Origin of the sequence: Weizmannia sp. FSL W8-1119, assembly GCF_038008605.1 — a bacterium.
Taxonomy (GTDB): domain Bacteria; phylum Bacillota; class Bacilli; order Bacillales; family Bacillaceae_C; genus Weizmannia; species Weizmannia coagulans.
This window is the reverse complement of the sequence record NZ_JBBOZL010000001.1, coordinates 3,190,696-3,215,837: the sequence shown is the minus strand read 5'-3', so window position 1 is coordinate 3,215,837 and position 25,142 is coordinate 3,190,696. Positions and strand designations below refer to the sequence as shown.

Annotated in this window: 25 protein-coding genes, 2 tRNA genes and 1 riboswitch; of the genes, 26 read left to right on the top strand and 1 reads right to left on the bottom strand. The window is 47.8% G+C overall.

Going from position 1 to position 25,142, the window contains the following annotated elements; genetic code table 11:
* Nucleotides 1–57 precede the first annotated feature (57 nt).
* The 5 genes from rsmG to NSQ19_RS15605 all read left to right on the top strand — a co-directional run bounded on the left by rsmG (nucleotide 58) and on the right by NSQ19_RS15605 (nucleotide 4,488).
* Complete coding sequence (gene rsmG / locus NSQ19_RS15625) at nucleotides 58–774, top strand: 16S rRNA (guanine(527)-N(7))-methyltransferase RsmG (RefSeq protein ID WP_029142107.1); 717 nt, start codon at nucleotides 58–60, stop codon at nucleotides 772–774.
* Between the two features lie 144 nt (nucleotides 775–918).
* Complete coding sequence (gene noc, locus NSQ19_RS15620) at nucleotides 919–1,779, top strand: nucleoid occlusion protein (protein WP_013860897.1); 861 nt, start codon at nucleotides 919–921, stop codon at nucleotides 1,777–1,779.
* Between the two features lie 341 nt (nucleotides 1,780–2,120).
* Entirely contained in the window at nucleotides 2,121–2,882 is a 762-nt protein-coding gene (locus NSQ19_RS15615) for a ParA family protein (RefSeq protein WP_014096611.1), read from the top strand.
* Entirely contained in the window at nucleotides 2,875–3,735 is an 861-nt protein-coding gene (locus NSQ19_RS15610) for a ParB/RepB/Spo0J family partition protein (RefSeq protein WP_237348742.1), read from the top strand. The genes NSQ19_RS15615 and NSQ19_RS15610 overlap by 8 nt, the downstream gene beginning before the upstream one ends.
* Before the next feature lie 36 nt (nucleotides 3,736–3,771).
* On the top strand, nucleotides 3,772–4,488 hold the full coding sequence (locus NSQ19_RS15605) for a DUF554 domain-containing protein (protein ID WP_237348741.1): 717 nt from the start codon (nucleotides 3,772–3,774) through the stop codon (nucleotides 4,486–4,488).
* A 233-nt stretch (nucleotides 4,489–4,721) separates the two neighbouring features.
* On the opposite strand, the gene yyaC is transcribed toward NSQ19_RS15605, so the two are convergent.
* Nucleotides 4,722–5,345: a spore protease YyaC gene (yyaC, locus tag NSQ19_RS15600; protein WP_019720262.1), complete on the bottom strand. Its 624-nt coding sequence runs from the start codon at nucleotides 5,343–5,345 to the stop codon at nucleotides 4,722–4,724.
* 213 nt (nucleotides 5,346–5,558) lie between these two features.
* Between yyaC and NSQ19_RS15595 the strand changes: the two genes are divergently transcribed.
* The 21 genes from NSQ19_RS15595 to NSQ19_RS15495 all read left to right on the top strand — a co-directional run bounded on the left by NSQ19_RS15595 (nucleotide 5,559) and on the right by NSQ19_RS15495 (nucleotide 25,138).
* Nucleotides 5,559–6,470, top strand: coding sequence for a mechanosensitive ion channel family protein (locus tag NSQ19_RS15595; RefSeq protein ID WP_340703152.1), 912 nt, complete (start codon nucleotides 5,559–5,561; stop codon nucleotides 6,468–6,470).
* Nucleotides 6,460–6,660 carry a DUF951 domain-containing protein gene (locus tag NSQ19_RS15590; protein WP_013860891.1) on the top strand — a complete coding sequence of 67 codons (201 nt, stop codon included), beginning with the start codon at nucleotides 6,460–6,462 and terminating at the stop codon, nucleotides 6,658–6,660. Before NSQ19_RS15595 ends, NSQ19_RS15590 begins: the two co-directional genes overlap by 11 nt.
* 159 nt (nucleotides 6,661–6,819) lie before the next feature.
* Nucleotides 6,820–7,920, top strand: coding sequence for a redox-regulated ATPase YchF (gene ychF / locus NSQ19_RS15585; RefSeq protein ID WP_133537527.1), 1,101 nt, complete (start codon nucleotides 6,820–6,822; stop codon nucleotides 7,918–7,920).
* 74 nt (nucleotides 7,921–7,994) lie between these two features.
* Nucleotides 7,995–8,134: riboswitch (FMN riboswitch) on the top strand.
* A 106-nt stretch (nucleotides 8,135–8,240) separates the two neighbouring features.
* Nucleotides 8,241–9,362 carry a bifunctional diaminohydroxyphosphoribosylaminopyrimidine deaminase/5-amino-6-(5-phosphoribosylamino)uracil reductase RibD gene (gene ribD / locus NSQ19_RS15580; protein ID WP_340703151.1) on the top strand — a complete coding sequence of 374 codons (1,122 nt, stop codon included), beginning with the start codon at nucleotides 8,241–8,243 and terminating at the stop codon, nucleotides 9,360–9,362.
* Nucleotides 9,343–9,990, top strand: a complete 648-nt coding sequence (locus tag NSQ19_RS15575; protein WP_237348739.1) for a riboflavin synthase — start codon at nucleotides 9,343–9,345, stop codon at nucleotides 9,988–9,990. Before ribD ends, NSQ19_RS15575 begins: the two co-directional genes overlap by 20 nt.
* 17 nt (nucleotides 9,991–10,007) lie before the next feature.
* The gene (locus tag NSQ19_RS15570; protein WP_017554602.1) at nucleotides 10,008–11,201 is read left to right on the top strand and encodes a bifunctional 3,4-dihydroxy-2-butanone-4-phosphate synthase/GTP cyclohydrolase II; all 1,194 of its coding nucleotides are present in this window, start codon (nucleotides 10,008–10,010) and stop codon (nucleotides 11,199–11,201) included.
* Between the two features lie 12 nt (nucleotides 11,202–11,213).
* Nucleotides 11,214–11,684, top strand: a complete 471-nt coding sequence (gene ribH, locus NSQ19_RS15565; RefSeq protein ID WP_019720267.1) for a 6,7-dimethyl-8-ribityllumazine synthase — start codon at nucleotides 11,214–11,216, stop codon at nucleotides 11,682–11,684.
* A gap of 258 nt (nucleotides 11,685–11,942) precedes the next feature.
* Nucleotides 11,943–12,230, top strand: a complete 288-nt coding sequence (gene rpsF, locus NSQ19_RS15560; protein WP_013860885.1) for a 30S ribosomal protein S6 — start codon at nucleotides 11,943–11,945, stop codon at nucleotides 12,228–12,230.
* Nucleotides 12,231–12,291: 61 nt separating this feature from the next.
* Nucleotides 12,292–12,792: a single-stranded DNA-binding protein gene (ssb, locus tag NSQ19_RS15555; protein WP_017554535.1), complete on the top strand. Its 501-nt coding sequence runs from the start codon at nucleotides 12,292–12,294 to the stop codon at nucleotides 12,790–12,792.
* A 44-nt stretch (nucleotides 12,793–12,836) separates the two neighbouring features.
* The gene (gene rpsR / locus NSQ19_RS15550; protein WP_013860883.1) at nucleotides 12,837–13,076 is read left to right on the top strand and encodes a 30S ribosomal protein S18; all 240 of its coding nucleotides are present in this window, start codon (nucleotides 12,837–12,839) and stop codon (nucleotides 13,074–13,076) included.
* A gap of 157 nt (nucleotides 13,077–13,233) precedes the next feature.
* The gene (locus NSQ19_RS15545) at nucleotides 13,234–14,175 is read left to right on the top strand and encodes a YybS family protein (protein ID WP_142236791.1); all 942 of its coding nucleotides are present in this window, start codon (nucleotides 13,234–13,236) and stop codon (nucleotides 14,173–14,175) included.
* Nucleotides 14,176–14,210: 35 nt separating this feature from the next.
* Nucleotides 14,211–16,184 (top strand): DHH family phosphoesterase, encoded by a 1,974-nt coding sequence (locus tag NSQ19_RS15540; protein WP_017550660.1) that lies wholly within the window; start codon nucleotides 14,211–14,213, stop codon nucleotides 16,182–16,184.
* Nucleotides 16,181–16,624: a 50S ribosomal protein L9 gene (rplI, locus tag NSQ19_RS15535; protein ID WP_017550659.1), complete on the top strand. Its 444-nt coding sequence runs from the start codon at nucleotides 16,181–16,183 to the stop codon at nucleotides 16,622–16,624. Before NSQ19_RS15540 ends, rplI begins: the two co-directional genes overlap by 4 nt.
* A 219-nt stretch (nucleotides 16,625–16,843) precedes the next feature.
* Nucleotides 16,844–18,199: a replicative DNA helicase gene (dnaB, locus tag NSQ19_RS15530; RefSeq protein WP_013860879.1), complete on the top strand. Its 1,356-nt coding sequence runs from the start codon at nucleotides 16,844–16,846 to the stop codon at nucleotides 18,197–18,199.
* Nucleotides 18,200–18,376: 177 nt separating this feature from the next.
* Nucleotides 18,377–19,666, top strand: a complete 1,290-nt coding sequence (locus NSQ19_RS15525; protein WP_017550656.1) for an adenylosuccinate synthase — start codon at nucleotides 18,377–18,379, stop codon at nucleotides 19,664–19,666.
* Between the two features lie 335 nt (nucleotides 19,667–20,001).
* Nucleotides 20,002–20,077: transfer RNA gene (locus NSQ19_RS15520), tRNA-Asp, on the top strand.
* 30 nt (nucleotides 20,078–20,107) lie between these two features.
* A tRNA-Phe gene (locus NSQ19_RS15515) sits at nucleotides 20,108–20,180 on the top strand.
* A 376-nt stretch (nucleotides 20,181–20,556) separates the two neighbouring features.
* On the top strand, nucleotides 20,557–21,267 hold the full coding sequence (gene yycF / locus NSQ19_RS15510) for a response regulator YycF (RefSeq protein WP_013860876.1): 711 nt from the start codon (nucleotides 20,557–20,559) through the stop codon (nucleotides 21,265–21,267).
* A gap of 4 nt (nucleotides 21,268–21,271) precedes the next feature.
* A complete protein-coding gene (walK, locus tag NSQ19_RS15505) occupies nucleotides 21,272–23,092 on the top strand; it encodes a cell wall metabolism sensor histidine kinase WalK (protein WP_340703150.1) in 1,821 nt (606 codons plus the stop codon).
* On the top strand, nucleotides 23,089–24,372 hold the full coding sequence (locus NSQ19_RS15500; protein WP_340703149.1) for a YycH family regulatory protein: 1,284 nt from the start codon (nucleotides 23,089–23,091) through the stop codon (nucleotides 24,370–24,372). Before walK ends, NSQ19_RS15500 begins: the two co-directional genes overlap by 4 nt.
* Nucleotides 24,359–25,138 (top strand): two-component system regulatory protein YycI, encoded by a 780-nt coding sequence (locus tag NSQ19_RS15495; RefSeq protein ID WP_340703148.1) that lies wholly within the window; start codon nucleotides 24,359–24,361, stop codon nucleotides 25,136–25,138. The genes NSQ19_RS15500 and NSQ19_RS15495 overlap by 14 nt, the downstream gene beginning before the upstream one ends.
* The last annotated feature ends 4 nt before the right edge of the window (nucleotides 25,139–25,142 follow it).

Here is a 25,142-nt window from a genome sequence, read left to right as displayed (position 1 = left end):
AGCCCGGGTTTTTCCGGCTTCTCCCTTTTTTTACATCTCAACCGAAAGGATGGAAAAATGGACAGCGGACAATTCATTCCATTATTGGCTGAAAAAGGCATCACCTTAAGCGGGGAACAAAAGAAGCAGTTTGAAACGTATTATGAATGGCTTGTTGACTGGAACAACAAGATGAACTTAACGGCGATTACGGAAAAAGGGGAAGTGTATCTCAAACATTTTTATGATTCGCTGACAGCCGCCTTTTTTACCGATTTTAACGGCCCACTGCACGTTTGTGATGTCGGCGCCGGCGCCGGCTTTCCGGGCATCCCGTTAAAAATCTGTTTTCCGGAAATCCGGCTTTCGATTGTCGATTCATTGCAAAAAAGGATTACATTTCTCGGGCATTTAACAGAAGCGCTCGGTTTAAAACAAGTTTTTCTATTTCACGACAGGGCTGAAACCTTTGCCAAAAAACCGGAACACCGCGAACAATACGATGTGGTCACGGCAAGGGCGGTCGCCAGAATGTCCGTCCTCTCCGAACTGTGCCTGCCGCTTGTGAAACCCGGCGGCAGATTTATCGCGATGAAAGCCCAGCATGCCAAAGAAGAGCTCGAAAAAGCGGAAAAAGCGATCCGTCTCCTCGGCGGACAAACGGAAAATGTATACAACTTTACCTTGCCGGTTGAAGAAAGTGAAAGAAACCTGATTGTCGTCAAAAAGGTAAAGGAAACGCCGAAAAAATATCCGCGCAAACCGGGAACCCCGGTAAAACTCCCGCTTGAATAAGGCGGGCGTTTTACCGTGCCGGAAATCGGGATGATGCGCTAAAATGAGGGAGATTGTTCGAAAAATCGCCGGGAGTTTGGCAGGAACTTGTCTTATAATAGAGAATAAGTAGTTAGGGAGAATTTATAAGGTGGTGTACAGTGAATGAAGCATCCTTTCTCTCGTTTTTTCGGAGTGGAGGAAGAAATCGGGGAAGAAGAACTGGAAGCAGAGAATGAAAATGAAGAGATTAAAAATATCTCCGTCTCCTGCATTATCCCGAACCGGTTTCAGCCACGGACCATTTTTAATGAAGAGAAAATAGATGAACTTGCAAGAACGATCCACACCCATGGCATCATCCAGCCAATCGTCGTCCGCGAATACGAAGCAGGCCAGTATGAAATCATTGCGGGGGAAAGAAGATTCCGGGCTGTCCGGAAACTGGGCTGGGAAACCGTGCCTGCCATCATAAAGAATATGAGCGATACGGAAACAGCCTCGATTGCTTTAATTGAGAACCTGCAGCGCGAAGAACTGACGCCGATTGAAGAAGCGATGGCTTACGGAAAGCTTTTGGAGCTTCACCATTTGACCCAGGAAGCACTGGCACAGCGCCTTGGCAAAGGACAATCAACGGTTGCAAATAAACTGCGCCTTTTGAAATTGCCCCCGGAAGTGCAGGAAGCCCTTTTGAAAAAACAGATCACGGAACGCCATGCACGGGCATTGATTCCTTTAAAAGAGGCGGAAAAGCAGGTTCGCGTCCTCAATGAAATACTCGCAAAAAATTTAAATGTGAAACAAACGGAAGATTATGTCACCCGTATGATGAATAAGCCGGAAAAAAAAGCAAAGCCGCGCAGACAGGCGTTCAGCAAAGATATGCGCATTGCCGTCAATACGATCCGCCAGTCTGTTTCCATGGTGACCGATTCCGGGATCAATCTCGATTCAAAAGAAGAAGATTTCGAGGACTACTATCAAATTACGATTCGGATCCCGAAAAAGGCGAAATCCCAATAAAAGAAACTTGGATGACAGGTTTCTTTTTTTTCAGGTGCAGGCCACTCCCTATCCACCGGCTTTAAACATCTGCCGGGTTTGTGCTGCCTGCCTTGGCTTTACAACAAAGCCCTTTTTCCTGGTATCCCGGCGATGCTGCGTTCTTTTCTGCATGGGTGCAAGGCTTTGGCATTAGAAGCCGCGCCTCCTGGTTTTCAATTGCCGAAAAAACTTGAAACAACCTTTTTTCGGTTTACAGTAAACGAATCTTGCAAACTTTGATACAATAAAGTTACGTGTTTGCCGTTTCTGCAAATGCAGACGGGCCGTGACTAGCGTGACAAAAAAGGTAGGTGGCAACCGTGGGAAAAGTGATTTCTATCGCCAATCAAAAAGGAGGCGTAGGAAAAACAACCACTTCTGTCAACTTGGGTGCCTGCTTAGCATACATCGGGAAGAAGGTTTTGCTTGTCGATACCGACCCCCAGGGAAATGCAACAAGCGGAGCCGGAATTGATAAAGGCGAAGTTCAGCAGTGTATTTATGATGTGTTAGTGGAAGATGCGAATATAAAAGATGTGATCAGGGCAACGGCTGTGGACGGGCTTTATTCCGTGCCGGCAACGATTCAACTGGCGGGAGCGGAGATTGAACTGGTTCCGACCATTTCAAGGGAAGTCAGGTTAAAGCGGGCGATCAGCGCCATCAAAGATGATTATGATTATATTATCATTGACTGCCCCCCCTCTCTCGGGCTATTGACGTTAAATGCACTGACCGCGTCGGATGCCGTCATTATCCCCGTCCAGTGCGAATATTACGCGTTGGAAGGGTTAAGCCAGCTGCTCAGCACGGTCAGGCTTGTCCAGAAGCATTTGAACCACAATCTAATGATTGACGGCGTGCTGCTGACGATGCTCGATGCCCGTACCAACTTGGGGCTCCAGGTCATTGAAGAAGTGAAAAAATATTTCAGGGACAAAGTATACCGTACCATTATCCCCCGCAATATCCGGTTAAGCGAAGCGCCGAGCCACGGGCAGCCGATTATTCTTTACGACCCCAAATCGCGCGGTGCGGAAGTGTATTTAGACTTAGCAAAGGAAGTGGCGGCAAATGGCTAAGGGACTTGGAAAAGGCATTAACGCGTTGTTTGCGAATATGGACGTCGGCAAAGAAGATGCCGTGCAGGAAGTCAATATTAAAGAATTGCGCCCGAATCCTTATCAGCCGCGGAAAAATTTTGAACCCGAAGCGCTTAATGAATTAAAAAAATCCATTCTCCAGCATGGCATCCTGCAGCCGCTTATCGTGCGCAAGAGCATTAAAGGATACGAAATCATTGTCGGGGAACGGAGATACAGAGCTGCAAAAGAAGCAAAACTTACAACGGTGCCGGTTGTTGTCCGCGATTTGAACGACCGGCAGATGATGGAATTTGCTGTGCTCGAGAACCTGCAGCGGGAAGATTTAACGCCGATTGAAGAAGCCAATGCGTACCAGTTTTTGCTTGAAAAATTAAATGTTACACAGGAGGAGCTGGCAAAACGGCTCGGAAAAAGCCGGCCCTATATTGCCAATCACCTCCGTATTTTGTCTTTGCCGGTCAGCATCCAGGAAGCCATGTCTAAAGGCAAACTTTCGATGGGGCACGGCCGTACGCTGCTTGGCCTGGAAAAGAAAGAAAAAATGGAAGAAATCGCTGAAAAGGCTATTGCCGAAGGACTAAGTGTCCGCCAGCTGGAAAAGCTTGTCCAGCAGTTGAACCGGAATGTTTCACGTGAAACGAAGAAAGTCAAACAGGAAAAAGATATTTTTATCCAGGAACACGAAACGGTTCTGCGCGAAAAGTTTGGGACAACCGTTCATATTAAGCGGACAAAGAAAAAAGGGAAAATTGAAATTGAATTTATGTCCAATGAAGATTTAGAACGGATATTGCAATTGCTGGATGCCAGTTTTGAACAGGAAACGTAAGAATTACAAAGATAAAGACAAAAACGGGTGAAAAAGATGGTATTGCTGGGGACAATTGTAAACGGGCTGAGCATTGTAGCCGGTTCGTTTATCGGAAGGCTGTTAAACCATATTCCGGAGCAAATGAAAGGCACCGTAATGCAGGCGATCGGGCTTGCGGTGATGGTGCTGGGGCTCGGAATGGGGCTGAAAAGTGAACAGTATACTATTGTAATATTGAGCCTTGTGATTGGCGCAGTCATCGGCGAAATGCTGCAGCTTGAAGCTCATTTGAACGGGCTTGGTGCCTGGCTGGAAAAAAAGTTTGGAAACAGCAGCCAGGGCAGTACGGCCGAAGCCTTTGTCACGGCAACGCTCGTTTTTGTGATTGGCGCGATGGCCATTCTCGGAGCATTGGATAGCGGAATCAGGGGCGACCATACGGTGCTGTACACGAAATCTGTTCTGGACGGTTTCACAGCACTGATCTTGTCTTCAACCCTCGGTTTCGGGGTGGTTTTTTCGGTTGTTCCGGTGATCCTGTATGAAGGCGCTATTGCGTTATTTGCCACGCAAATCAACCGGCTTGTCCCCGCACCGGTGCTGCACTCGTTTATTACCGAGATGACGGCAACCGGCGGGATTATGATTTTTGCCATCGGTTTGAATATTGCGGGGCTTGCCAAAATCAGGGTGGCGAATTTATTGCCGGGCATCCTGGTGGTTGCCGTGCTGGTCGGCCTGTTGCATGCTTACTATACGGTTTTCGGATGAATTTTACAAGAATGAATCAACACCTGTTTATCGGTTGAAGTATGAATGTGAACCGGCAGAAACTTACTGAAGTTGCGGATCCTTTCACTGGATCCCGGGGGCTATACAGGTTGCCGGCTTATTCATTCATTCATTCATTTGGTTTCGTTGTCATGATATTTTTGTTTAGAAGTTTGCGTTCACCGGGGGATTTCGGATAAACGGTTTCAAAAATGCTGCTGTTTCCGGATAACTTAAATCAGCTTTTCCTTCTCCTGTCCGCTGTTCATGGAAATCATGGCGTTTTGGTATTGAAGATGCAGATGGGCGCGGCTGATGCCTGCAGCGATCAGTTTTGCCATTTTCAGAACAAGATTTAAACGGGTATTCTGAAGGACGGTAAACTCCATAAAACCGCTGATGTTCACAATGCCTGTAATGTGGATGTCGCCAACAGGAGGCAAATCTTTCTTTACACCCGCCCCCGGTTTCACCGGGCCGTCGCCGATTTGGATCATGCCGACGCTCTTCATTTTTCCAAGGCAGGCATCGACGGCAATGATGAAGGGGTCGTGGTGCTTTTGATAAATCCTTTCAATATTTTCTTCCAGGTTTAAAGCATGGACCGGCTTATCCAGCGTTCCGTATACGTTGAAGCAGGCCAGGCCTGTTTCTTCCAGAAAAGTGCCCGTTAAAGGCCCGAGCGAGTCCCCGGTGGAACGGTCGGTGCCGATGCAGACCACCACCAATTCCCGGTTTATGCTTTTCGGAAGTGCTGATAAAATATGGTTGGATATGATTTCTTTTGCCAGAACATCATCATGAAATACCTTGATACGATTGCCGCCGAATTCCAATTGTCCTTTTCTCAGATTCATATCAGCCACTCCCTCTTTGTAATAGTACCAGTATACGGAAAATCAAAAAAATCTATACATTAACATATCTCTTTTTTGATACCCGCAACCGGCAGTTTTACACTTGATTCAGCCGCCAATCAAAAAGGTAATTTTTGAAAAGCGGAGCCGGTTGTCGAGCAAGCGCGGTTTTTTTGTTACAATAACGTTAAAAGAAATGAAGGTTGGTGGAATATGAGCCATTTTGAGACATATCTCAAACACCTCACATCCAAGTGGTTAAATGAAAATACATGGATCGGAGTCGGGGAGACAGTGCTGAAGATGATTGTGGTGCTGCTTGTCGCATCACTGGTCATTAAATTCGGAAAAAAGGCGATCGGCAAAATTTTTGCAGTCCGCGCCAAAGCCCCTCTCCGGTTTTCAGAGCGGCGCGAGGCCACATTGTTGCGGCTGATGGTGAACACATTGACCTATCTCGTCTGGTTTGTTGCCATTGTCACGATTTTGTCCATTATCGGCATCAATGTCCAGGGGCTTCTGGCCGGTGCCGGAATTGTCGGGCTGGCTGTCGGGTTCGGGGCACAAAGCCTTGTAAAAGACGTGATTTCCGGATTCTTTATTATCTTTGAAGACCAGTTTTCGGTCGGCGATACGGTGCAGATCGGGAAATACGAAGGCGTTGTGGAAGAAATCGGGCTCAGGACAACAAAAATCAAAAACTGGACCGGCGAATTATACATCATTCCGAACGGCAATATTTCCGAAGTCACCAATTTGTCCATTTATAACAGCGTCGCCGTTGTGGATGTCCGTATTCCGTACGAAGAGGATATCGACAAAGCGGAAGCGGCCATTCAGGAAATACTGGTGTCATTTGCGGGAGAGCACGAAGAAGTTGTGTCAGAGCCTGAACTGTTGGGCGTCCAGCAGCTCGGCACCACGGATGTTACGCTCAGGGTGGTGGCGGAGACCCTCCCGATGGCACACTGGTATATTGCGAGAGTGTTGAAAAAAGAAATTAAAAAAGCATTGGACGAAAATCGCATCCATGCACCTTATCCTAAAATGGTGACTTATTCCCGTACTGAGAAAGAAGAGGCATTAGCCGGCCAATTTCTAAAGGGGGATGAACATGGAAGATAAAAATTTCGGGTTGTATGATATTGTGGAAATGAAAAAGCAGCATCCGTGCGGCACAAACCGCTGGAAAATCATCCGGATGGGGGCGGATATTCGCATTAAATGTGAAGGATGCGGACACAGCGTGCTGCTGCCGCGCAGGGAATTTGCCCGCAAACTGAAAAAAATCCTCGTCAAGCACGAAGAAGCATAGCCCTTTTATGGGTGTCTTTTTTTGGGAGCCGGGGTGCGGTTAAGTAAGGCCGGCAAACGAAAAATGTTAACCGGGCGCATCCAGCGGCACCCTGGGGGTTTTTGATACGGCCGGGAAAAACTTGAAAGATACGAGAATGTTTGAAGGAGTGGACATAAAATGGCGTTAACAGCCGGAATTGTCGGTTTGCCGAATGTCGGAAAATCGACTTTGTTTAATGCGATCACAAAAGCTGGGGCCGAATCTGCGAACTATCCGTTTTGTACGATTGACCCGAATGTCGGCATGGTGGAAGTGCCGGACGAACGGCTGGAAAAATTAACAGAACTGTACCATCCGAAAAAAACGGTGCCGACCACTTTTGAATTTACGGATATTGCCGGGATCGTCAAGGGCGCGAGCAAAGGGGAAGGGCTCGGGAACAAGTTTCTTTCCCATATCCGCCAGGTGGACGCAATCTGCCATGTCGTGCGCTGTTTTGAGGACGAGAACATTACACATGTTTCCGGGAAAGTCGATCCGATTGATGATATCGAAACAATTAATCTTGAATTGATCCTGGCCGATCTTGAAACGGTGGACAAGCGTATCGGGCGTGTGGAGAAAATAGCAAAACAGAAGGATAAAGAAGCCGTTGCCGAATACGAAGTGCTGTCCAAATTAAAGGCGGCTTTTGAAGCGGAAAAACCGGCGCGGGCGGTGGAACTGACCGAAGACCAGCAAAAAATCGTCAAAGGGTTCCAGCTTTTAACGAGCAAGCCGGTTTTGTATGTGGCCAATGTCGGTGAAGATGACATTCAGGACCCGTCCGCAAACCCGTATGTCGGGAAGGTGCGCGAATATGCCAAACAAGAAGGCGCGGAAGTGATTGTCATATGTGCCCGCATTGAAGAAGAAATTGCCGAGCTGGATGACGATGAGAAAAAAATGTTTTTAACCGAACTCGGCATCCGGGAATCCGGTCTTGACCAGCTGATTAAAGCTGCTTACAGCCTGCTTGGCCTTGCGACTTATTTTACGGCTGGGGAACCGGAAGTCCGCGCGTGGACATTCAAAAAAGGTATGAAAGCCCCGCAATGCGCAGGCATTATCCATTCCGACTTTGAAAAAGGGTTTATCCGGGCTGAAACGGTGTCGTATGAAGATTTAATCGAATATGGCAGCGTGGCAGCTGCAAGAGAAGCCGGAAAAGTGCGCCTGGAAGGAAAAGACTACGTTGTCCAGGACGGCGATGTCATGCATTTCAGGTTTAATGTATAACAGGACTTTTGGACGAATATTCGAATTGTATTGAAAAAATTCAAATCATCCGTTAAAATAAATATCAGTCGAATATTTTCCTTCGGGGCAGGGTGCAATTCCCGACCGGCGGTGATGAGGAAACTCAAAGCCCGTGACCCGTATTCTCCGGAATGCGGTGGATTTGGTGAAATTCCAAAGCCGACAGTAACAGTCTGGATGGGAGAAGGATCAGGTGTTTATTGGAACGCGTATTTCATTATGCCGTTTTGCCCCGCACATCTTCGTGCGGTTTTTTTGTTTTCACGGGTGTATGTTGGCGGAAATTGAATACAGGAGGCATGAAAGGATTGCAAAAAGAAGATTATATGCAGCTTGCACTCCAATTGGCCGAAAGTGTGGCCGGGCAGACTTCCCCGAATCCCCCGGTTGGAAGTGTCGCCGTGAAAAACGGCACGATCGTCGGGATGGCGGCCCACTTAAAGGCAGGAGAAAAACATGCGGAAAGGCTTGCAGTGGAACAGGCCGGGCCGCTTGCAAAGGGCGCTGAAGTTTTTGTGACGCTGGAGCCGTGTACCCATTACGGAAAGACGCCGCCGTGCGCAGATTTTTTAATTGAAAAAGGCATCAAAAAAGTATATATCGCTGCATTGGACCCCAATCCGCTTGTCGCAGGCAAAGGAATAGAAAAGCTCAGGCAAGCCGGCGTAGAAGTGGAAACCGGGGTATTGAAGGAACAAGCGGAAAGGTTGTACCGCCCTTTTTTCCACTTTATTCAAACGAAAACACCGTTTGTCACTGTCAAAACCGCCATGACGGCAGACGGAAAAATTGCAGCTGAAACCCGTGACAGCAAATGGATCACAAGTGAAGAAGCAAGGCGTGATGCCCGCTGGTTAAGAAGCAGGCATGATGCAATACTTGTCGGCATACAAACCGTTCTCCAAGATAATCCCCTTCTCACCGCACGTTTGCCCCATTCCGGGAAAAATCCTATTCGCATTGTATTAGACACCCATTTGCGCATCCCGCCGGAAGCGAAAGTGCTAAACGGCGATGCGCCAACCATTATTTTTTGCGGAAGCGATGCACCAAAAGAAAAAGAACAATGTCTGAAGCAGCTTAATGCCGAAGTGGCCCGCATGCCGCATGCCCGCCTCTTGATCCGTGACGTGTTAGCGGCGCTTGGAAAAAAAGGCGTGATGACTTTGCTCGTCGAAGGCGGCGCGGCGGTAAACAGCTCATTTTTAAAAGAAGGCGCAGTGCAGCAGTATATTTTTTACATTGCCCCGAAAGTGGTCGGCGGGCAAAACGCGCCGTCCCCTTTCGGCGGACACGGGTTTGGCAAGGTGGCCGATGCTTTGCCGCTCCGGTTTGAAAAAGTGGAACAGATCGGGCCGGATTTAAAAATTACGGCTGCCGTCCAAAAGGGGGTGCCGGAGCATGTTTACAGGAATTATTGAAGAAACCGGCATATTGAAACGCGTGGAAAGAGGCCCCCGCTCCCTTAAGCTTGCCGTACAGGCCAGGACGGTTCTTCAAGATGTGCGGCCCGGCGACAGCATTGCAGTGAACGGCGTTTGCTTAACCGTCACTTCCTATACGCAGCATGCATTTACGGCTGATGTCATGCCTGAAACATTTTTCAGCACGGCATTGGCCGGGCTGAACATCGGCAGCAAAGTCAACCTTGAACGGGCAATGGCTGCAGGCGGGCGGTTCGGCGGGCATTTTGTCACAGGGCATGTCGATGGCACCGGCACGGTCTGCTTGAAGCAAAGGATGGAAAATGCCGTGTACATGACGATTTCTGTTCCCTCCTCCCTGTCTGCCTTTCTGATCCCAAAAGGCTCGGTTGCACTCGACGGCACTTCCCTGACCGTGTTCGGGGCAGCGGGCGGGCAATTAACCGTTTCATTGGTGCCGCATACGCAGCAGCATACGATATTGCCGGAAAAAAAGATTGGCGATGCCGTGAATATTGAATGCGATATTTTGGCCAAGTACATGGCCGGGCTGTTCAGGAACGGAGAATGGGCGGAAAAAGAGACCGACATGATGACGCTTCTGAAAGAACATGATTTTATTTAAACAAAGGGGTGAAAAACTTGTTTCATACCATTGAAGAAGCAGTAGAAGACTTAAAGCACGGAAAAGTCGTGATTGCCGTCGATGATGAAAACAGGGAAAACGAAGGTGATTTTATCGGCCTTGCGGAAAAAGCGACACCGGAAATGATCAATTTGATGGCCAAAGCAGGGCGCGGGCTGATCTGTGCACCGATTACGGCGGAAAAAGCACAGCAGCTCGATCTTTATCCGATGGCACGGCAAAATACCGACAGCCACGAAACGGCCTTCACCGTGAGCATTGACCATGCCGCCACTCGCACCGGCATCAGCGCATTTGAACGTGCCAAAACGGTCCGGCACCTGGCAGCAGACGGGGTGAAAGCGGAAGATTTTCACCGGCCGGGGCATATTTTTCCGTTAGTGGCCAAAGCAGGCGGCGTCCTGGAACGGTCCGGCCATACGGAAGCAGCCGTTGACCTGGCAAAACTGGCAGGCGCAAATCCGGCAGGCGTAATATGCGAAATCATGAATGAAGACGGCACGATGGCCCGCCTTCCCCAGCTGGAGGAAATCGCCAAAAATTCCGGCATAAAACTGGTGACGATCCAATCGTTAATCGAGTACAGAAAAAAACATGAGAAACTGATTCAAAAAGAAGCGGAAATCACGCTGCCGACGCGTTACGGCACGTTCCGGGCTGCCGGTTACAAAGATCTGCTGTCGGGGGAAGAACATGTTGCCCTTATAAAAGGGGAAGTAAGCAGTGAAGAGCCGGTGCTGGCAAGGATCCATTCCGAATGCCTGACCGGTGATTGTTTCGGTTCCCTCCGTTGCGACTGCGGCCCGCAGCTTGCCCGGAGCCTTGCGCGGATTGAAAAAGAAGGGCGCGGTGTCCTCGTTTATATGCGGCAGGAAGGCCGGGGGATCGGGCTTCTGAATAAATTGAAAGCTTACCGGCTGCAGGAAAAAGGATTGGATACAGTGGAGGCCAACCGCCGGCTTGGATTTCCGGCAGATATGCGCGACTACTGCATCGCTGCGCAAATCTTAAAAGATACCGGGGCAACGCAAGTCCGGCTTTTAACAAACAATCCTGATAAAGTGGAAGCATTGGCGCGTTACGGTATCCGAATTGCGGAAAGAGTGCCGGTTGAAATCGCGCCTGTCCGTGAAAATGAAGGATATTTGCGGACGAAAGCAGAAAAAATGGGGCATTTGCTGCATATATAGGAGGAGATCAAAATGGGACAAGTATTTGAAGGCAATCTGGTTGGAACCGGCTTAAAAATCGGCGTGGTTGCTGCCCGCTTTAATGAATTTATTACAACAAGGCTTGTAAGCGGGGCAAAGGATGCATTATTGAGGCATGGCGTCAGAGAAGAAGCCATTGATCTTGCTTGGGTGCCGGGCGCGTTTGAAATCCCGCTGGCGGCAAAAAAGATGGCAGAAACGGACAAATATGATGCCGTGCTGGCACTTGGCGCGGTGATCCGCGGCGCGACTCCGCATTTTGAATATGTAAGTGCGGAAGCGGCAAAAGGGGTCGCCCATGCAAGCCTCCATACAGGAACGCCTGTCATTTTCGGGATTCTCACGACCGACACGATCGAACAGGCGATTGAGCGGGCCGGGACGAAAGCAGGCAACAAAGGCTGGGATGCAGCAGTAAGCGCGATCGAAATGGCGAATGTGATCCGGAAAATAGAAGCATAGTGAAACGGATGCCTCCCCCCTGTTGTTTTTGATAAAAATTTCAGTCCGTTTTTAATAAAAAGACCTTGTAAAAGGAACGTATGTTTGATAAAATGGGAATGTCAGCGATAGCCAAATGCGGGATGAAGTCTTTAAGACATTTGATTTTGCCTGCGGGATATGGTATACTTACGACTTGTGAGTAATGAACGCATGAACCATTGCTCCTTGCCCTTTTACATAAAAGGGCCGCATAGTCCATAAGGAGGTGACAAACAGATGAGAAAGTACGAAATTATGTACATTATCCGCCCGAATATCGAGGATGAGGCAAAAAAAGCGCTTGTTGAGCGTTTCGACAATGTCCTCACCAACCAGGGCGCGGAAATCATCGAATCGAAAGAGTGGGGAAAACGCCGTCTTGCATACGAGATTCAGGACTTCCGTGATGGTTACTACCATATCATCAACGTGAATGCTGAACCGGTTGCAGTCCAGGAATTTGACCGTCTGGCGAAGATTAACGGTGATATTATCCGCCACATTGTTGTAAGAGAAGAAGAATAATTTTTAACGATAAAACGTTTCACGTGAAACGGACTTTGAATGATGAGAGGGGTTGATTCTGATGTTGAACCGTGTTGTTCTCGTAGGCAGGCTGACAAAAGATCCCGATTTGCGCTATACGCCGAGCGGAGTAGCGGTTGCTACTTTTACCCTGGCTGTAAACCGTACGTTTACCAACCAGCAGGGGGAAAGGGAAGCGGATTTCATCAATTGTGTTGTTTGGAGAAAACAGGCTGAAAATGTGGCCAACTACTTGAAAAAAGGAAGTCTGGCAGGCGTAGACGGCCGGATTCAGACACGCAACTACGAAGCCCAGGATGGCCGGCGCGTGTATGTCACAGAGGTCGTGGCAGAAAGCGTCCAGTTTCTTGAACCGAGAAGCGCGAATCAGGAACGCAGCAGCAGCCAGAATTACGGGAACAACCAAGGGAATGCTTTCCCGGGGTACAACCAGGATCAAAACCAGAATCAGCGCAATCAAAGTTATTCCAAGCCGGATGAAGATCCGTTCTCAAATGATGGACAACCAATTGACATCTCTGATGACGATCTTCCGTTCTAATGCGGAAAGACCCGTAAAGTGATGAGATAAAGGAGGGTGAAAAAATGGCAGGTGGACGCAGAGGCGGACGGAAACGCCGGAAAGTATGCTACTTTACAGCGAACCATATTACCCATATCGACTATAAAGATGTGGACTTGCTGAAAAAGTTCATTTCTGAAAGAGGAAAAATTCTTCCTCGCCGTGTAACGGGCACAAGCGCAAAATACCAACGTAAACTGACAACTGCAATCAAACGCGCACGTCAAATGGCGTTGCTCCCTTATGTTGCAGAAGACAAATAAGCAGCGGAAAAATCACCCGGATTTTTCCTTCAATATATGAATGAAAAAAGACACCCTGTTTTCAGGTTGTCTTTTTTCATTTCATTATCTTTTTGCTTCATGGATGGGTTATGGTAAAATGAGGGGAAATGATGGTTTTTTTGAAGGGAGCATGCGTGTGAAAAAAACAAGAATGCTGACAGAAGGGGCAATGCTTGCAGCGGTTTTCGGCGTCATGCTGCTTGTTGCATTGCATGTCCCGGTGATCCGGATAATTGTTCTGGTTTTTCTTCCGCTGCCTTTTATCCTGTTTTGTGCCAAATATCCTTTGCGTTCGATTCTTGTCTTTTGTCTGGTTTGTTTGCTTGTGTCTGCCATTATGGGAACAGTCATGGCAATCCCGATGGCCGTTTTTTTTGGTTGTATTGGATTTGTGATGGGATACGCTATTCAGCTAAAAAAATCAAAATTATTTATATACATAGCTACCAGCCTGGCCTTTTTAGCAGTCACGATCATCGGGCTGTTTGCCGCCCTGAAGTTATTCCATCTGAATATCATCGCGGAAAACTTAAACATCATGCAGCAGTCAATCGAACAGTCGAAATCTCTTGTCAACAGCCTTGGGGAACCACAGGCCTATGAGGACCGGTTTGCGCAAATGGCCGATGCCGCAAGCCAGATGTATTCTGTCTATTTGCCGAGCCTGTTATTGCTGTCTGCCTTTATTGCCGTTTTGGTGCTGATTTCCGTGGATTTTCCAATCGCAAAACGTTTCGGTGTCCCGGTTCCGTCCTTTCCACCTTTCCGTGAAATGCGGCTGCCGGGGAATATCTTATGGTATTTCATTCTGGCAATGGCAGCCAACCTGCTGATGCGCGGGGACACGGGCAGCTTCTTTGCGAAAGCGGTCCTGAATCTGATGCTGATATTCCAAATTCTCATTTTGCTGCAGGGGTACGCTTTTATAAGCTTTGTCAGCCACGAGAAAAAATGGCCAAAAGGCTTACTGGCTATCGCCGTCATTTTATCCATCATGTTCAGCCCGCTGCTTTATCTTGTCATGATATTCGGTATAATGGATTTAGGATTTGATTTCAGGCGGATGATTCAAAAGTGATCCTTTTTTAGTTTCTCAATATAGGAGCTGAAGGTATGCCTTCTTACTACAATAAACGGTTAATGCGCTATCCGTTATACGGCTTAATTGCAGTATCTTTAATCCTGCTCGGCATTATTTTCTTTTACCACTGGTGGATAACGGCAGCCGGCATTGTTGTGCTCGGGGCGTTATTCTACTGCGCATTTTACGTGGAACAGCGGTCGAACGAAGAAATTGAACGCTATATTTCCAATCTTTCCTACCGGGTCAAGCGCGTCGGTGAAGAAGCACTGCTGGAAATGCCGATCGGGATAATGCTGTACAATGAAGATTACATCATAGAATGGACAAACCCGTTCATGGCCTCCTGCTTTAATGAAGATACGCTTGTCGGGCGTTCCCTTTACGATGTAGCGGAAGTGCTATTGCCGCTGATTAAGCAGGAAATGCATTCCGAGACGATCAGTTTAAATGAAAGGAAGTACCGGGTCGTCCTGAAACTGGAAGAGCGGCTGCTTTATTTTTTCGACATTACGGAGCAGGCTGAAGTCGAGCAGCTGTATGAAGACGAACGGACCGTGATTGCCATTATTTATTTGGACAATTATGATGAAGTGACACAAGGCATGGACGACCAGTCTGTCAGCAACCTGAACAGCCTCGTGACCTCCATTTTAAACAAATGGACAATGGAGTTCGGCCTGTTTTTTAAACGGATTTCGTCTGATAAATTTATTGCGGTATTCAATGAACGGATTTTGCATGAATTGGAAGACAATAAATTCTCGATTCTTGATGAAGTCAGGGAGGCCACAGCGAAGCAAAACGTGGCGCTGACTTTGAGCATCGGGGTTGGCGCAGGTGTCCCGTCCCTTCCCGAACTGGGGGAGCTTGCCCAGTCGAGCCTTGACATTGCCCTTGGGCGCGGCGGCGACCAGGTTGCCATCCGGCAGGCGAACGGAAAAGTGAAATTTTACGGCGGCAAAACAAACCCGGTTGAAAAGCGGACAAGAGTCCGGGCCCGCGTGATTTCCCATGCATTGCGGGAACTCATGATGGAAAGGGATAAGGTGATGATCCTGGGCCACAAATTTCCGGATATGGATGCTGTTGGTGCTGCTGTCGGCATCCGGAAAGTGGCGGAAATCAACCAAAAAGACGGCTATATTATTTTAAATCCGAGTGAAACGGACACAAGCGTCAAGCGGCTGCTTGAGGAGATCAAACAGTATCCGGATTTGTATGCCCGCTTCATTACACCGGATGAGGCGCTTGAAATGGCAACGGATGATACATTGCTTGTAGTTGTTGATACGCACAAGCCTTCCCTTGTTATCGATGAACGGATCGTCAGGCGGATTGAAAATGTCGTGGTCATTGACCATCACCGCCGCGGGGAAGACTTTATTAAAAATCCGCTGCTTGTCTATATGGAACCGTACGCCTCCTCGACATCCGAACTTGTAACCGAATTGATGGAATACCAGCCGAAAAACGGCAAAATCAATATGCTTGAAGCAACGGCCCTGCTTGCTGGTATAATAGTGGATACAAAAAGTTTTACATTGCGGACAGGCTCGCGCACGTTTGATGCAGCATCCTATCTCCGTGCCCAGGGCGCCGACACGGTGCTTGTGCAAAAATTTTTAAAAGAAGATTTGCGTTCGTATATCCAGCGCGCCCGGCTTGTAGAAACCGTTAAATTTCCGCTAAACGGCATTGCGGTGGCAAAAGGGAAAAATGATACCATTTATTCCCCTGTTTTAATTGCGCAGGCTGCCGATACGATTTTAACGATGAACGGCGTCGATGCTTCTTTTGTCGTCGGGCGGCGCAGCGAGAATGAAGTGGGGATCAGCGCAAGGTCGCTTGGAAGCGTCAATGTGCAAATCATTATGGAAGCGCTGGACGGCGGCGGGCACCTTTCCAATGCGGCCGCCCAGCTGAAAAATATAACGGTTGATGAGGCGGAAGAAAAGCTCATCCAAGTAATAGAAGAGTATATGGAAGGGAGCCAGGAATCATGAAAGTTATATTCCTAAAAGACGTAAAAGGCAAAGGAAAAAAAGGAGACATTAAAAACGTGGCGGACGGTTATGCCCACAATTATTTGTTCAAAACCGGGGCGGCAATAGAAGCCACGCCTGCCAATCTGAAAAACATGGAAGCTCAAAAACGGAAAGAAGAAAAACTGGCGCAGGAAGAACTGGAAGAAGCCAAAAAACTAAAAGAGAAACTTGAAAACATCACGGTTGAAATCAAAGCCAAATCGGGCCAGGACGGGCGCCTGTTCGGCTCGATTACAAGCAAGCAAATCTCCGAACAACTGAAAAAAAGCTTCCAGATCCAAGTGGATAAAAGAAAAATAGAGCTGCCGGATGCGATCCGCACTTTGGGTTATACGAAAGTGCCAGTCAAATTGCACCATGATGTAACGGCAGTGCTCAATGTCCACGTTTCCGAATAGAAACGGATTTTACCAGCTTTCTTTTTGCTTCCCGCGTGTTAAAATAATAGTACGTGCAGAAAAATGTGGTCCATTTTATCGTGATCACATTTTTTCTATTTGGAATGAGTATGCGGTTCTTTTACGGCAAACGGGTTACCGGTTAAACTGCCATTCTCCCCGGCATGCTTCGTTTTGGTGCCGGAACCGGATGATTCAGGATAAAATGGAGGATTCAAAATGAATGAATTGCAAGACCGAATTCCCCCCCAGAATATAGAGGCGGAACAGGCAGTGCTTGGTGCCATTTTTTTGGAGCCTTCTGCATTTATAACGGCTTCGGAAATTTTGACGGCAGACGATTTTTACCGGAATGCCCATCAAAAAATTTTCCAGGTGTTTGCGAAGCTGAATGATGCCGGCAAGGCAGTCGACCTTGTAACAGTGGCGGAAGAATTATCAGCCACCCGGCAGCTTGAAGACGCAGGCGGCCTCTCTTATTTGAGCGAACTGGCCGCAAGCGTTCCGACAGCGGCCAATATTGCTTATTATGCCGGAATTGTGGCTGAGAAAGCTTTGCTCAGGCGCCTGATCCGGACGGCCACCCATATTGCCCAGGAAGGCTATACGCGGGAAGACGACGTCGATGAACTGCTGGATGAAGCCGAACGCAGCATTATGGAAGTGGCCCAGCGCAAAAATGCCGGCGATTTTAAACATATTAAAGATGTCCTTGTCAGCACATACGATAACATCGAAATGCTCCATAACCGGAAAGGCGACGTCACAGGGATACCGACAGGGTTTTACGAACTTGACCGGATGACGGCCGGTTTCCAGCGCAATGACTTGATCATCGTGGCGGCGCGCCCGTCTGTCGGGAAAACGGCTTTTGCCCTCAATATCGCGCAAAATGTCGGCACAAAGACAGGGGAAAATGTGGCGATCTTCAGCCTTGAAATGGGTGCTGAGCAGCTTGTCATGCGGATGCTGTGCGCGGAGGGCAATATTGATGCCCAGCGGCTCCGGACCGGGGCGCTGACGGACGAAGACTGGCGGAAACTGACGATGGCAATGGGAAGCCTTTCCAATTCCGGCATCTATATTGATGATACACCGGGGGTAAGGGTAACGGAAATCCGCTCGAAATGCCGCCGCCTAAAGCAGGAACACGGGCTTGGCATGGTGGTCATCGACTATTTGCAGTTGATTCAGGGAAGCGCCCACTCCCGTGAAAACCGGCAGCAGGAAGTTTCCGAGATTTCAAGATCGCTGAAGGCGCTGGCCCGGGAACTTGAAGTGCCGGTCATTGCCCTTTCCCAGCTTTCACGGAGCGTGGAACAGCGCCAGGATAAGCGGCCGATGATGAGTGATATCCGTGAATCGGGAAGCATCGAACAGGATGCCGATATCGTGGCTTTTTTGTACAGGGAAGACTATTATGAACAGGACACGGAAAATAAAAATATCATTGAAATCATTATTGCGAAGCAGCGGAACGGCCCGGTCGGCACCGTCCAGCTTGCTTTTGTAAAAGAGTACAATAAATTTGTAAACCTGGAACGGCGGTTTGACGATGCGCCTGTTCCGGCATAGCAAGTATCCGCATGAAGCCTTTCCTTTCCAAGGAAAGGCTTCTTTTTTTGTGCCGTTTACGAATAAAAACGCTGAAAAAATATATAAATGTTCGGATTTACATTGACTGATGGCGGTTTAAGCTGGTAAAATGGTGGATGGAAATCATGATTTGTAAAATATGCGGAGGTGCACTCAATGTCGTCAGTGGTCGTGGTAGGTACACAATGGGGGGACGAAGGAAAGGGAAAAATTACCGACTTCCTCTCTGAAAATGCGGAAGTGGTGTCCCGCTATCAGGGCGGGAATAACGCGGGCCATACCATCCGTTTTAATGGGGAAACATATAAATTGCATTTGATTCCATCAGGGATTTTTTATAAAGACAAAATTTGTGTCATCGGAAACGGGGTTGTTGTCGATCCAAAGGCGCTCGTCGAAGAACTGGAATACCTGAACGGACGGGGCATTTCAACGGATAACTTGCGCATCTCCAACCGGGCGCACGTTATTCTGCCTTACCATATCAAGTTGGACGGTGCAGAAGAAGAGCGGAAAGGCAGCAATAAAATCGGCACGACGAAAAAAGGGATCGGCCCGGCGTATATGGATAAAGCAGCAAGGACCGGCATCCGGATAGCCGATCTGCTTGATTACGAAGAATTTAAAGAAAAACTGGCGCGCAATCTTGAGGAAAAAAACCGGCTGTTTGAAAAAATATATGAAACGGAAGGCTTTACGCTGGAAGAAATTTTGGAGCCTTATTACGAATATGGCCAGCGCTTTAAACAATATGTCTGCGATACGTCAGTTGTTTTAAACGATGCGCTTGATGCGGGCAAACGCGTCCTTTTTGAAGGGGCGCAAGGAGTCATGCTCGATATTGACCAGGGGACTTATCCGTTCGTCACATCATCCAACCCGATTGCCGGCGGCGTGACAATCGGTTCCGGCGTCGGCCCGTCGAAAATCAACCATGTTGTCGGCATTGCCAAGGCTTATACAACACGTGTCGGCGATGGTCCGTTCCCGACAGAGCTTCTGGATGAAACCGGCGACCGGATCCGCGAAACCGGCCATGAATACGGCACAACGACAGGAAGAGCGCGCCGTGTCGGCTGGTTCGACAGTGTTGTCGTCCGCCATGCGCGCCGGGTGAGCGGCCTGACAGACTTGTCCGTAAACCTGCTCGATGTACTGACCGGCATTGAAACGTTGAAAATTTGTGTCGCCTACCGCTATAAAGGGAAAGTGCTTGAAGCGTTTCCGGCCAGCTTAAAAGTGCTGGCCGAATGCGAACCGGTTTACGAAGAACTGCCGGGCTGGACGGAAGATATAACTGGCTGCCGTTCTCTTGATGATCTCCCGGAAAATGCCCGCCATTATCTGGAGCGCATTTCCCAGCTGACCGGTGTTCCCCTTTCCATGTTTTCCGTCGGCCCGGACCGCCTGCAGACGATTGTGGTCCAAAGTGTCTGGCGGGTATGATGGAAAGCCCAGATGAATTGATTTTGGGCTGCCGGATAAAGCGGCGGCGGAAACGTACCTGGAACCACGTGGAAAAAAACGATGAAAAAGGGACGCCGGGCAGGCACCACAAAAAGCGGTTTTTATCCCGGAATGTCCAATAGAACGGAAAAACGGCGTGATCCCATAAAAGGGGTTTCTCGCCGTTTTTATTTTATTTTAAAGTGGCACACGTTGCGGCTGCCATGCTTAAAAATGAACTTCCATACCCGTTAGCTTAAAAAATTTGTAGAAATGTGTTGCAAAATGGATGATAGATATGATAACATTACTTCTGTTGTTACAAAATGCACAATGGTCCCGTGGTGTAGCGGTTATCACGCCTGCCTGTCACGCAGGAGATCGCGGGTTCGATTCCCGTCGGGACCGCCATTTTACTTATACATATTTGTTCCCGGTTCAGGCCCGGTAGCTCAGTCGGTAGAGCAAAGGACTGAAAATCCTTGTGTCGGCGGTTCGATTCCGTCCCGGGCCATTTACTAAAAAGCACTGCGATGACTTAGACTCTCGTAGTGCTTTTTTATTATACTATACGGCCCGCCCGGCAAGATAAAATGGAAAACAGAATGCATGCCAGATCCCCGGCGCCTTTGATAGATATTACCAGGGGCATGGTTTCAGTAGAATTGGACAATTTTTATGCAAGTAAGTTAAAATTATAATAGTATGGCTGCTGGAAGCTGCCTGTGAATCCTTGATACAGAGCAGCAATGCTTCTGGACTTCCGGGGGCATTGCTGTTCGCCATGCTTCGGGGAAAATGAAATTTTTTAGGAACATAAAGATAACAGAAAATTGTAGATAGATGTCAATCAATGAAAATGGCGCATTTTAAATGAAGGAGTATGGACGATGGACAAAAAAATCTTGATCGTGGATGATGAAAAACCGATTGCCGATATTTTGCAGTTTAATTTAACAAAAGAGGGCTATACGGTGTTTTGCGCCTATGACGGCGAGGAAGCACTGGAAAAGGTGGAAGAAGTGCAGCCGGATTTAATTGTCCTTGATATTATGCTGCCAAAGCGGGATGGCATGGAAGTTTGCCGCGAAGTGCGGAAAAAATACAATATGCCGATCATTATGGTAACGGCAAAAGACTCAGAAATTGATAAAGTGCTCGGCCTTGAGCTCGGTGCCGATGATTATGTCACAAAACCTTTCAGCACCCGTGAACTGATTGCCCGCGTCAAAGCGAATTTGCGGCGGCACCAGCAGACGCCCCCGGCTCCGGGTGAGGAAGAGGAATCCAATGAAATTGCAATCGGTTCACTTGTCATTCATCCGGATGCTTATGTCGTCTCAAAACGCGGCGAGACGATTGAACTGACGCACCGCGAATTTGAGCTGCTCCACTATCTAGCAAAGCATATCGGGCAGGTCATGACGCGCGAGCACCTGCTTGAGACCGTGTGGGGCTATGACTATTACGGCGATGTCCGGACAGTGGACGTCACGGTCAGACGGCTCCGCGAAAAAGTGGAGGATAACCCGAGCCATCCCGAGTGGATTGTGACAAGGCGCGGTGTCGGTTATTATTTGCGCAACCCTGAACAGGAGTAGCCAAATGAATAAGGTGAAATTCTTCCAGTCTATTCACTTTAAGTTTGTCCTGATTTATATTTTGCTGATCGTCGTCGCGATGGAAATTATCGGGGTGTATTTTATCAACAAGCTGGAAAACCAGCTCGAGACGAATTTTAAAAAATCGATATACGACCAGGTCAATGTGCTTGAATACAGTATTGAAGACCTGCTGACGAAAAAGCAGAACCAGGCGGCGGATATTACGCTGAAAGTGAGAAAAGTGCTGGGTGACTTTAAAAGTACGGATGTTTCTGAAATCCGGCTGATTGACGCGCACAGCGGCGTTATTTTGGGCACTTCTTCGAATGACCAGAGCATTGTCGGCCAAAAAACAACCGAAGATATTGTCAAAAGCGTCCGTGTAACCGGCCAGCCGGAAGACCAGATTTATTTGGACAAGCAGACCGGCGACCGAATGTGGGTGCTGGCTTCCCCGATTAAAGCAAACGGCGAAATGATCGGTATTATTTACCTTGTCTCCAAAATTGAAACGGTTTACCGCCAGGTGCAGGCGATTAACCAGATTTTTATGACGGGGACGGTTATTGCAGTGCTGGTTACAGCCCTGCTTGGCGTCATTACCGCACGCACGATTTCAAAGCCGCTCAGGGAGATCCGCAAGCAGGCGATAGCGATGGCACGCGGCAATTTTGCCCGGAAAGTCAAAGTGATCGGGAATGATGAGATCGGGCAGCTCGCTTATTCGTTTAACCATATGACCAAAAAGCTGCAGGAGGCGCAGGCCAGCACGGAAGGCGAGAGAAGAAAACTCTACTCCATCCTGACCCATATGACGGACGGCGTGATTGCGACCGACCGGAGAGGACGGATTATTTTAATCAACGAGCCGGCTGCCGAGATGCTGGATGTTTCACGTGAAACAGTGCTTTCCCAGCCGCTTATATCGGTATTGAAAATCGAGGATGAACACAGGTTTGATGATTTATTGACAGAGCAGGATTCCGTCATCCTTGATTTCAGTACGGAGGAAGAACCATACATTTTACGGGCGAATTTTTCAGTGATTCAAAATGAAGCCGGCTTTGTTAGCGGCCTGATTACGGTTTTGCACGATGTCACCGAGCAGGAGAAAATAGATATGGAACGCCGCGAATTTGTGGCCAATGTATCCCATGAATTGAGAACGCCGCTGACCACGATGAGAAGCTATTTGGAAGCTTTGACAGACGGGGCATGGAAAGATGAGAAAATTGCGCCGCAGTTTTTAGGCGTCACGCAAAATGAAACGGAACGAATGATCCGGCTGGTAAATGATTTGCTGAAGCTATCAAAAATGGACAGCAAAGACGAACATTTAAATAAAGAGTGGGTCAATTTTGTGGAATTTTTCCACTATGTCATTGACCGGTTTGAAATGGCAAAGCAGCAAAATGTCACGTTCAAACGCAAACTGCCGAATACGGAAATTTTTGTGGAAATCGATGAAGATAAAATGACCCAGGTGTTGTACAATATTATATCCAATGCATTGAAATACTCCCCTGAAGGCGGCCAGATTACGTTTAAGCTGAGGGAACTGAACGAAAAAATTGAAGTCAGCATTTCCGACCAGGGCGTAGGCATCCCGAAAGAAAGCGTAAAGAAAATTTTTGAGCGCTTTTACCGCGTTGATAAAGCACGCAGCCGCAAACTCGGCGGAACAGGGCTCGGCCTTGCAATTGCAAAAGAAATAGTGGAAATGCACGGCGGAAGCATTTGGGCAAGCAGTAAAGAAGGAAAAGGAACGACCATTTACTTTACTCTTCCCTACGAACCGGCACAAGAGGATGAGTGGCTATGAGTCTTGAAAAAGTAAAAACCATCATATTGACGTTGCTCGTGCTTCTGAGCTTGTTGTTAACGTGGCTGATCTGGAATAACCAGCCGAATTATGACTTACTCAACTTAAAAGATTTGGACAATATCGCGATTGCGAAGGAAAAAAAGGTGCCCGGCATCATCCTCCCCGACAAAGTACTTTACCATGAGAATGACGGGACAACCGGCACGGTTCATGACGGGGAAATTTCACGGGTGATGAATCTGCTTCGAACATGGACATTTGATATGAGCAGCTCTCGCCTGTTGCAAAAAAAAGACCTGTATAATTTAATGTACGGAAAAAACAGGATTGAATTGGACTTTCCGGCCCCTGTCCCGTTCAGTGTCTATCAATCGGTCCTGAACTTTGCCAATAAAAAAGTGCCGGATGCCGATTTTGACCATATTGTTATCGAATTAAACAAAGGAACCAAAAACTTAAACCATGTTTATTTTATTTCAACGGCGTCCAATAAAGTATATGAGGCAAGCACAGATCAAAAATCCATTCAGGTGTTCATTTCAAAACTGAACGACAACAAATCTTTGTACAAGCCGTATACTGCCTTTGCCCTTTCCGGCCCGAGAAGAATCTACCTGCCTGCCGGAAATCCGGTGGTGAACCAGTACAAATATGCGACAACCGATATTGAAATTGATAAATTTAAAAAAGCGCTGTTTGCTGATCCAAACTTTGTAAAGAAAGTGGCGGGGGAATATACAAACGGTATCAGCCTGTTGCGGACAGACGAATCCAATAAAGTCTTAACCTTCGTCAATCCCGGCGAAGACATCGGGTACAGCTCCGATCCGAACCATCTGTTGACGCGGGCCATTGATTTTATTAACCAGCACAGCGGCTGGACGGACCAGTACCAGTATTTCGAAATCAATGAGCGGGAAAATGAAGTCACGTTCCGGCTTTTTAAAGACGGCTATCCTGTTTTTAACGATGACGGCATGGCGGAGATCCGGGAATACTTGGGCCGAACGGAAATTTACAAATATGTCCGCCCGTATTTCAACCTGTCGCTCAACCTGCCGTTAAAACCGGCTGTTGTTAAACTCCCGCCGGCTCAAGATGTAATCGCCGGCTTGCAGGAAAACCCTTCCGTTCAAATGAACAAGGTGAGAGATATTGCAGTCGGGTACCGTTTGCAAAAAGACAGTGATGATATCCTTTCGCTGCAGCCGGCCTGGTATTATTGCTACGACGGAATATGGAAAATGGCAGGGGGGGATGAAGATGGACTGGAGTAAAACAAAAACAATCTTTATTCTTGTTTTTCTGGTACTTGATATTTACCTTTCCTGCCAGTTGTATTTCAAACATGTCAAAAATCAGTATGAAGTCATTGGCAGCCCGACAGCTGAACAAAGCCTAAAGGCTGCAAATATTACATTCGTCGATCTGCCGAAAGGAAAGGCAAAACGGCCGTATATCAGCGCGGAAGAAAAAGTATTTACCGCAAAAGACTTGAAAAAATTGAAAAACCAGCAGGCGGAAATCGTGAACGGGCAGAAACTCAGTTCCGTTTTTGATAAGCCGGTGAAACTGGGCACAAAAATCAAAACGGACCAGCTGGAGGCGGTTATCCAGGAAAATATGCTCTACGGCAGCCACTATAAACTGTGGAACTATGATAAAGATTTGAATCGGGCCGTCTTTTATGAGACATATAACGGAAAAATGATTTTTAATAATAAGAACGCGAAACTGACCGTGTATTTAAATGACCGGAATGAAATCATTTCCTATGACCAGACGTATTTGACCAATATTAAAATCTACCGGGAAGAAGAGACGCTGTCGGCGGTAAAGGCGGTGGAGGCCTTATATAAGAAAGGAACGCTGAAACCGAACAGCAAAGTGACGAAGGCGGAACTCGGTTACTATACGAGGGTGCCCGAACTCCAGGTGCTTGTGCCGACATGGCATTTTACGGTAAAACACGGGAATGAAACAGAGCAATTATTTATCAATGCATTTGAAGGCCAGGTCAACGAAATGGAAAATGCACAATAATTTT

What these genes read in the sequence shown, in the direction of transcription:
- rsmG (WP_029142107.1), top strand. Translation starts at nt 58, where the DNA reads ATGGACAGCGGACAATTCATTCCATTATTGGCTGAAAAAGGCATCACC.
- noc (WP_013860897.1), top strand. Translation starts at nt 919, where the DNA reads ATGAAGCATCCTTTCTCTCGTTTTTTCGGAGTGGAGGAAGAAATCGGG.
- NSQ19_RS15610 (WP_237348742.1), top strand. Translation starts at nt 2,875, where the DNA reads ATGGCTAAGGGACTTGGAAAAGGCATTAACGCGTTGTTTGCGAATATG.
- NSQ19_RS15605 (WP_237348741.1), top strand. Translation starts at nt 3,772, where the DNA reads ATGGTATTGCTGGGGACAATTGTAAACGGGCTGAGCATTGTAGCCGGT.
- yyaC (WP_019720262.1), bottom strand. Translation starts at nt 5,345, where the DNA reads ATGAATCTGAGAAAAGGACAATTGGAATTCGGCGGCAATCGTATCAAG.
- NSQ19_RS15595 (WP_340703152.1), top strand. Translation starts at nt 5,559, where the DNA reads ATGAGCCATTTTGAGACATATCTCAAACACCTCACATCCAAGTGGTTA.
- NSQ19_RS15590 (WP_013860891.1), top strand. Translation starts at nt 6,460, where the DNA reads ATGGAAGATAAAAATTTCGGGTTGTATGATATTGTGGAAATGAAAAAG.
- ychF (WP_133537527.1), top strand. Translation starts at nt 6,820, where the DNA reads ATGGCGTTAACAGCCGGAATTGTCGGTTTGCCGAATGTCGGAAAATCG.
- ribD (WP_340703151.1), top strand. Translation starts at nt 8,241, where the DNA reads ATGAAAGGATTGCAAAAAGAAGATTATATGCAGCTTGCACTCCAATTG.
- NSQ19_RS15575 (WP_237348739.1), top strand. Translation starts at nt 9,343, where the DNA reads ATGTTTACAGGAATTATTGAAGAAACCGGCATATTGAAACGCGTGGAA.
- ribH (WP_019720267.1), top strand. Translation starts at nt 11,214, where the DNA reads ATGGGACAAGTATTTGAAGGCAATCTGGTTGGAACCGGCTTAAAAATC.
- rpsF (WP_013860885.1), top strand. Translation starts at nt 11,943, where the DNA reads ATGAGAAAGTACGAAATTATGTACATTATCCGCCCGAATATCGAGGAT.
- ssb (WP_017554535.1), top strand. Translation starts at nt 12,292, where the DNA reads ATGTTGAACCGTGTTGTTCTCGTAGGCAGGCTGACAAAAGATCCCGAT.
- rpsR (WP_013860883.1), top strand. Translation starts at nt 12,837, where the DNA reads ATGGCAGGTGGACGCAGAGGCGGACGGAAACGCCGGAAAGTATGCTAC.
- NSQ19_RS15540 (WP_017550660.1), top strand. Translation starts at nt 14,211, where the DNA reads ATGCCTTCTTACTACAATAAACGGTTAATGCGCTATCCGTTATACGGC.
- rplI (WP_017550659.1), top strand. Translation starts at nt 16,181, where the DNA reads ATGAAAGTTATATTCCTAAAAGACGTAAAAGGCAAAGGAAAAAAAGGA.
- dnaB (WP_013860879.1), top strand. Translation starts at nt 16,844, where the DNA reads ATGAATGAATTGCAAGACCGAATTCCCCCCCAGAATATAGAGGCGGAA.
- NSQ19_RS15525 (WP_017550656.1), top strand. Translation starts at nt 18,377, where the DNA reads ATGTCGTCAGTGGTCGTGGTAGGTACACAATGGGGGGACGAAGGAAAG.
- yycF (WP_013860876.1), top strand. Translation starts at nt 20,557, where the DNA reads ATGGACAAAAAAATCTTGATCGTGGATGATGAAAAACCGATTGCCGAT.
- walK (WP_340703150.1), top strand. Translation starts at nt 21,272, where the DNA reads ATGAATAAGGTGAAATTCTTCCAGTCTATTCACTTTAAGTTTGTCCTG.
- NSQ19_RS15500 (WP_340703149.1), top strand. Translation starts at nt 23,089, where the DNA reads ATGAGTCTTGAAAAAGTAAAAACCATCATATTGACGTTGCTCGTGCTT.
- NSQ19_RS15495 (WP_340703148.1), top strand. Translation starts at nt 24,359, where the DNA reads ATGGACTGGAGTAAAACAAAAACAATCTTTATTCTTGTTTTTCTGGTA.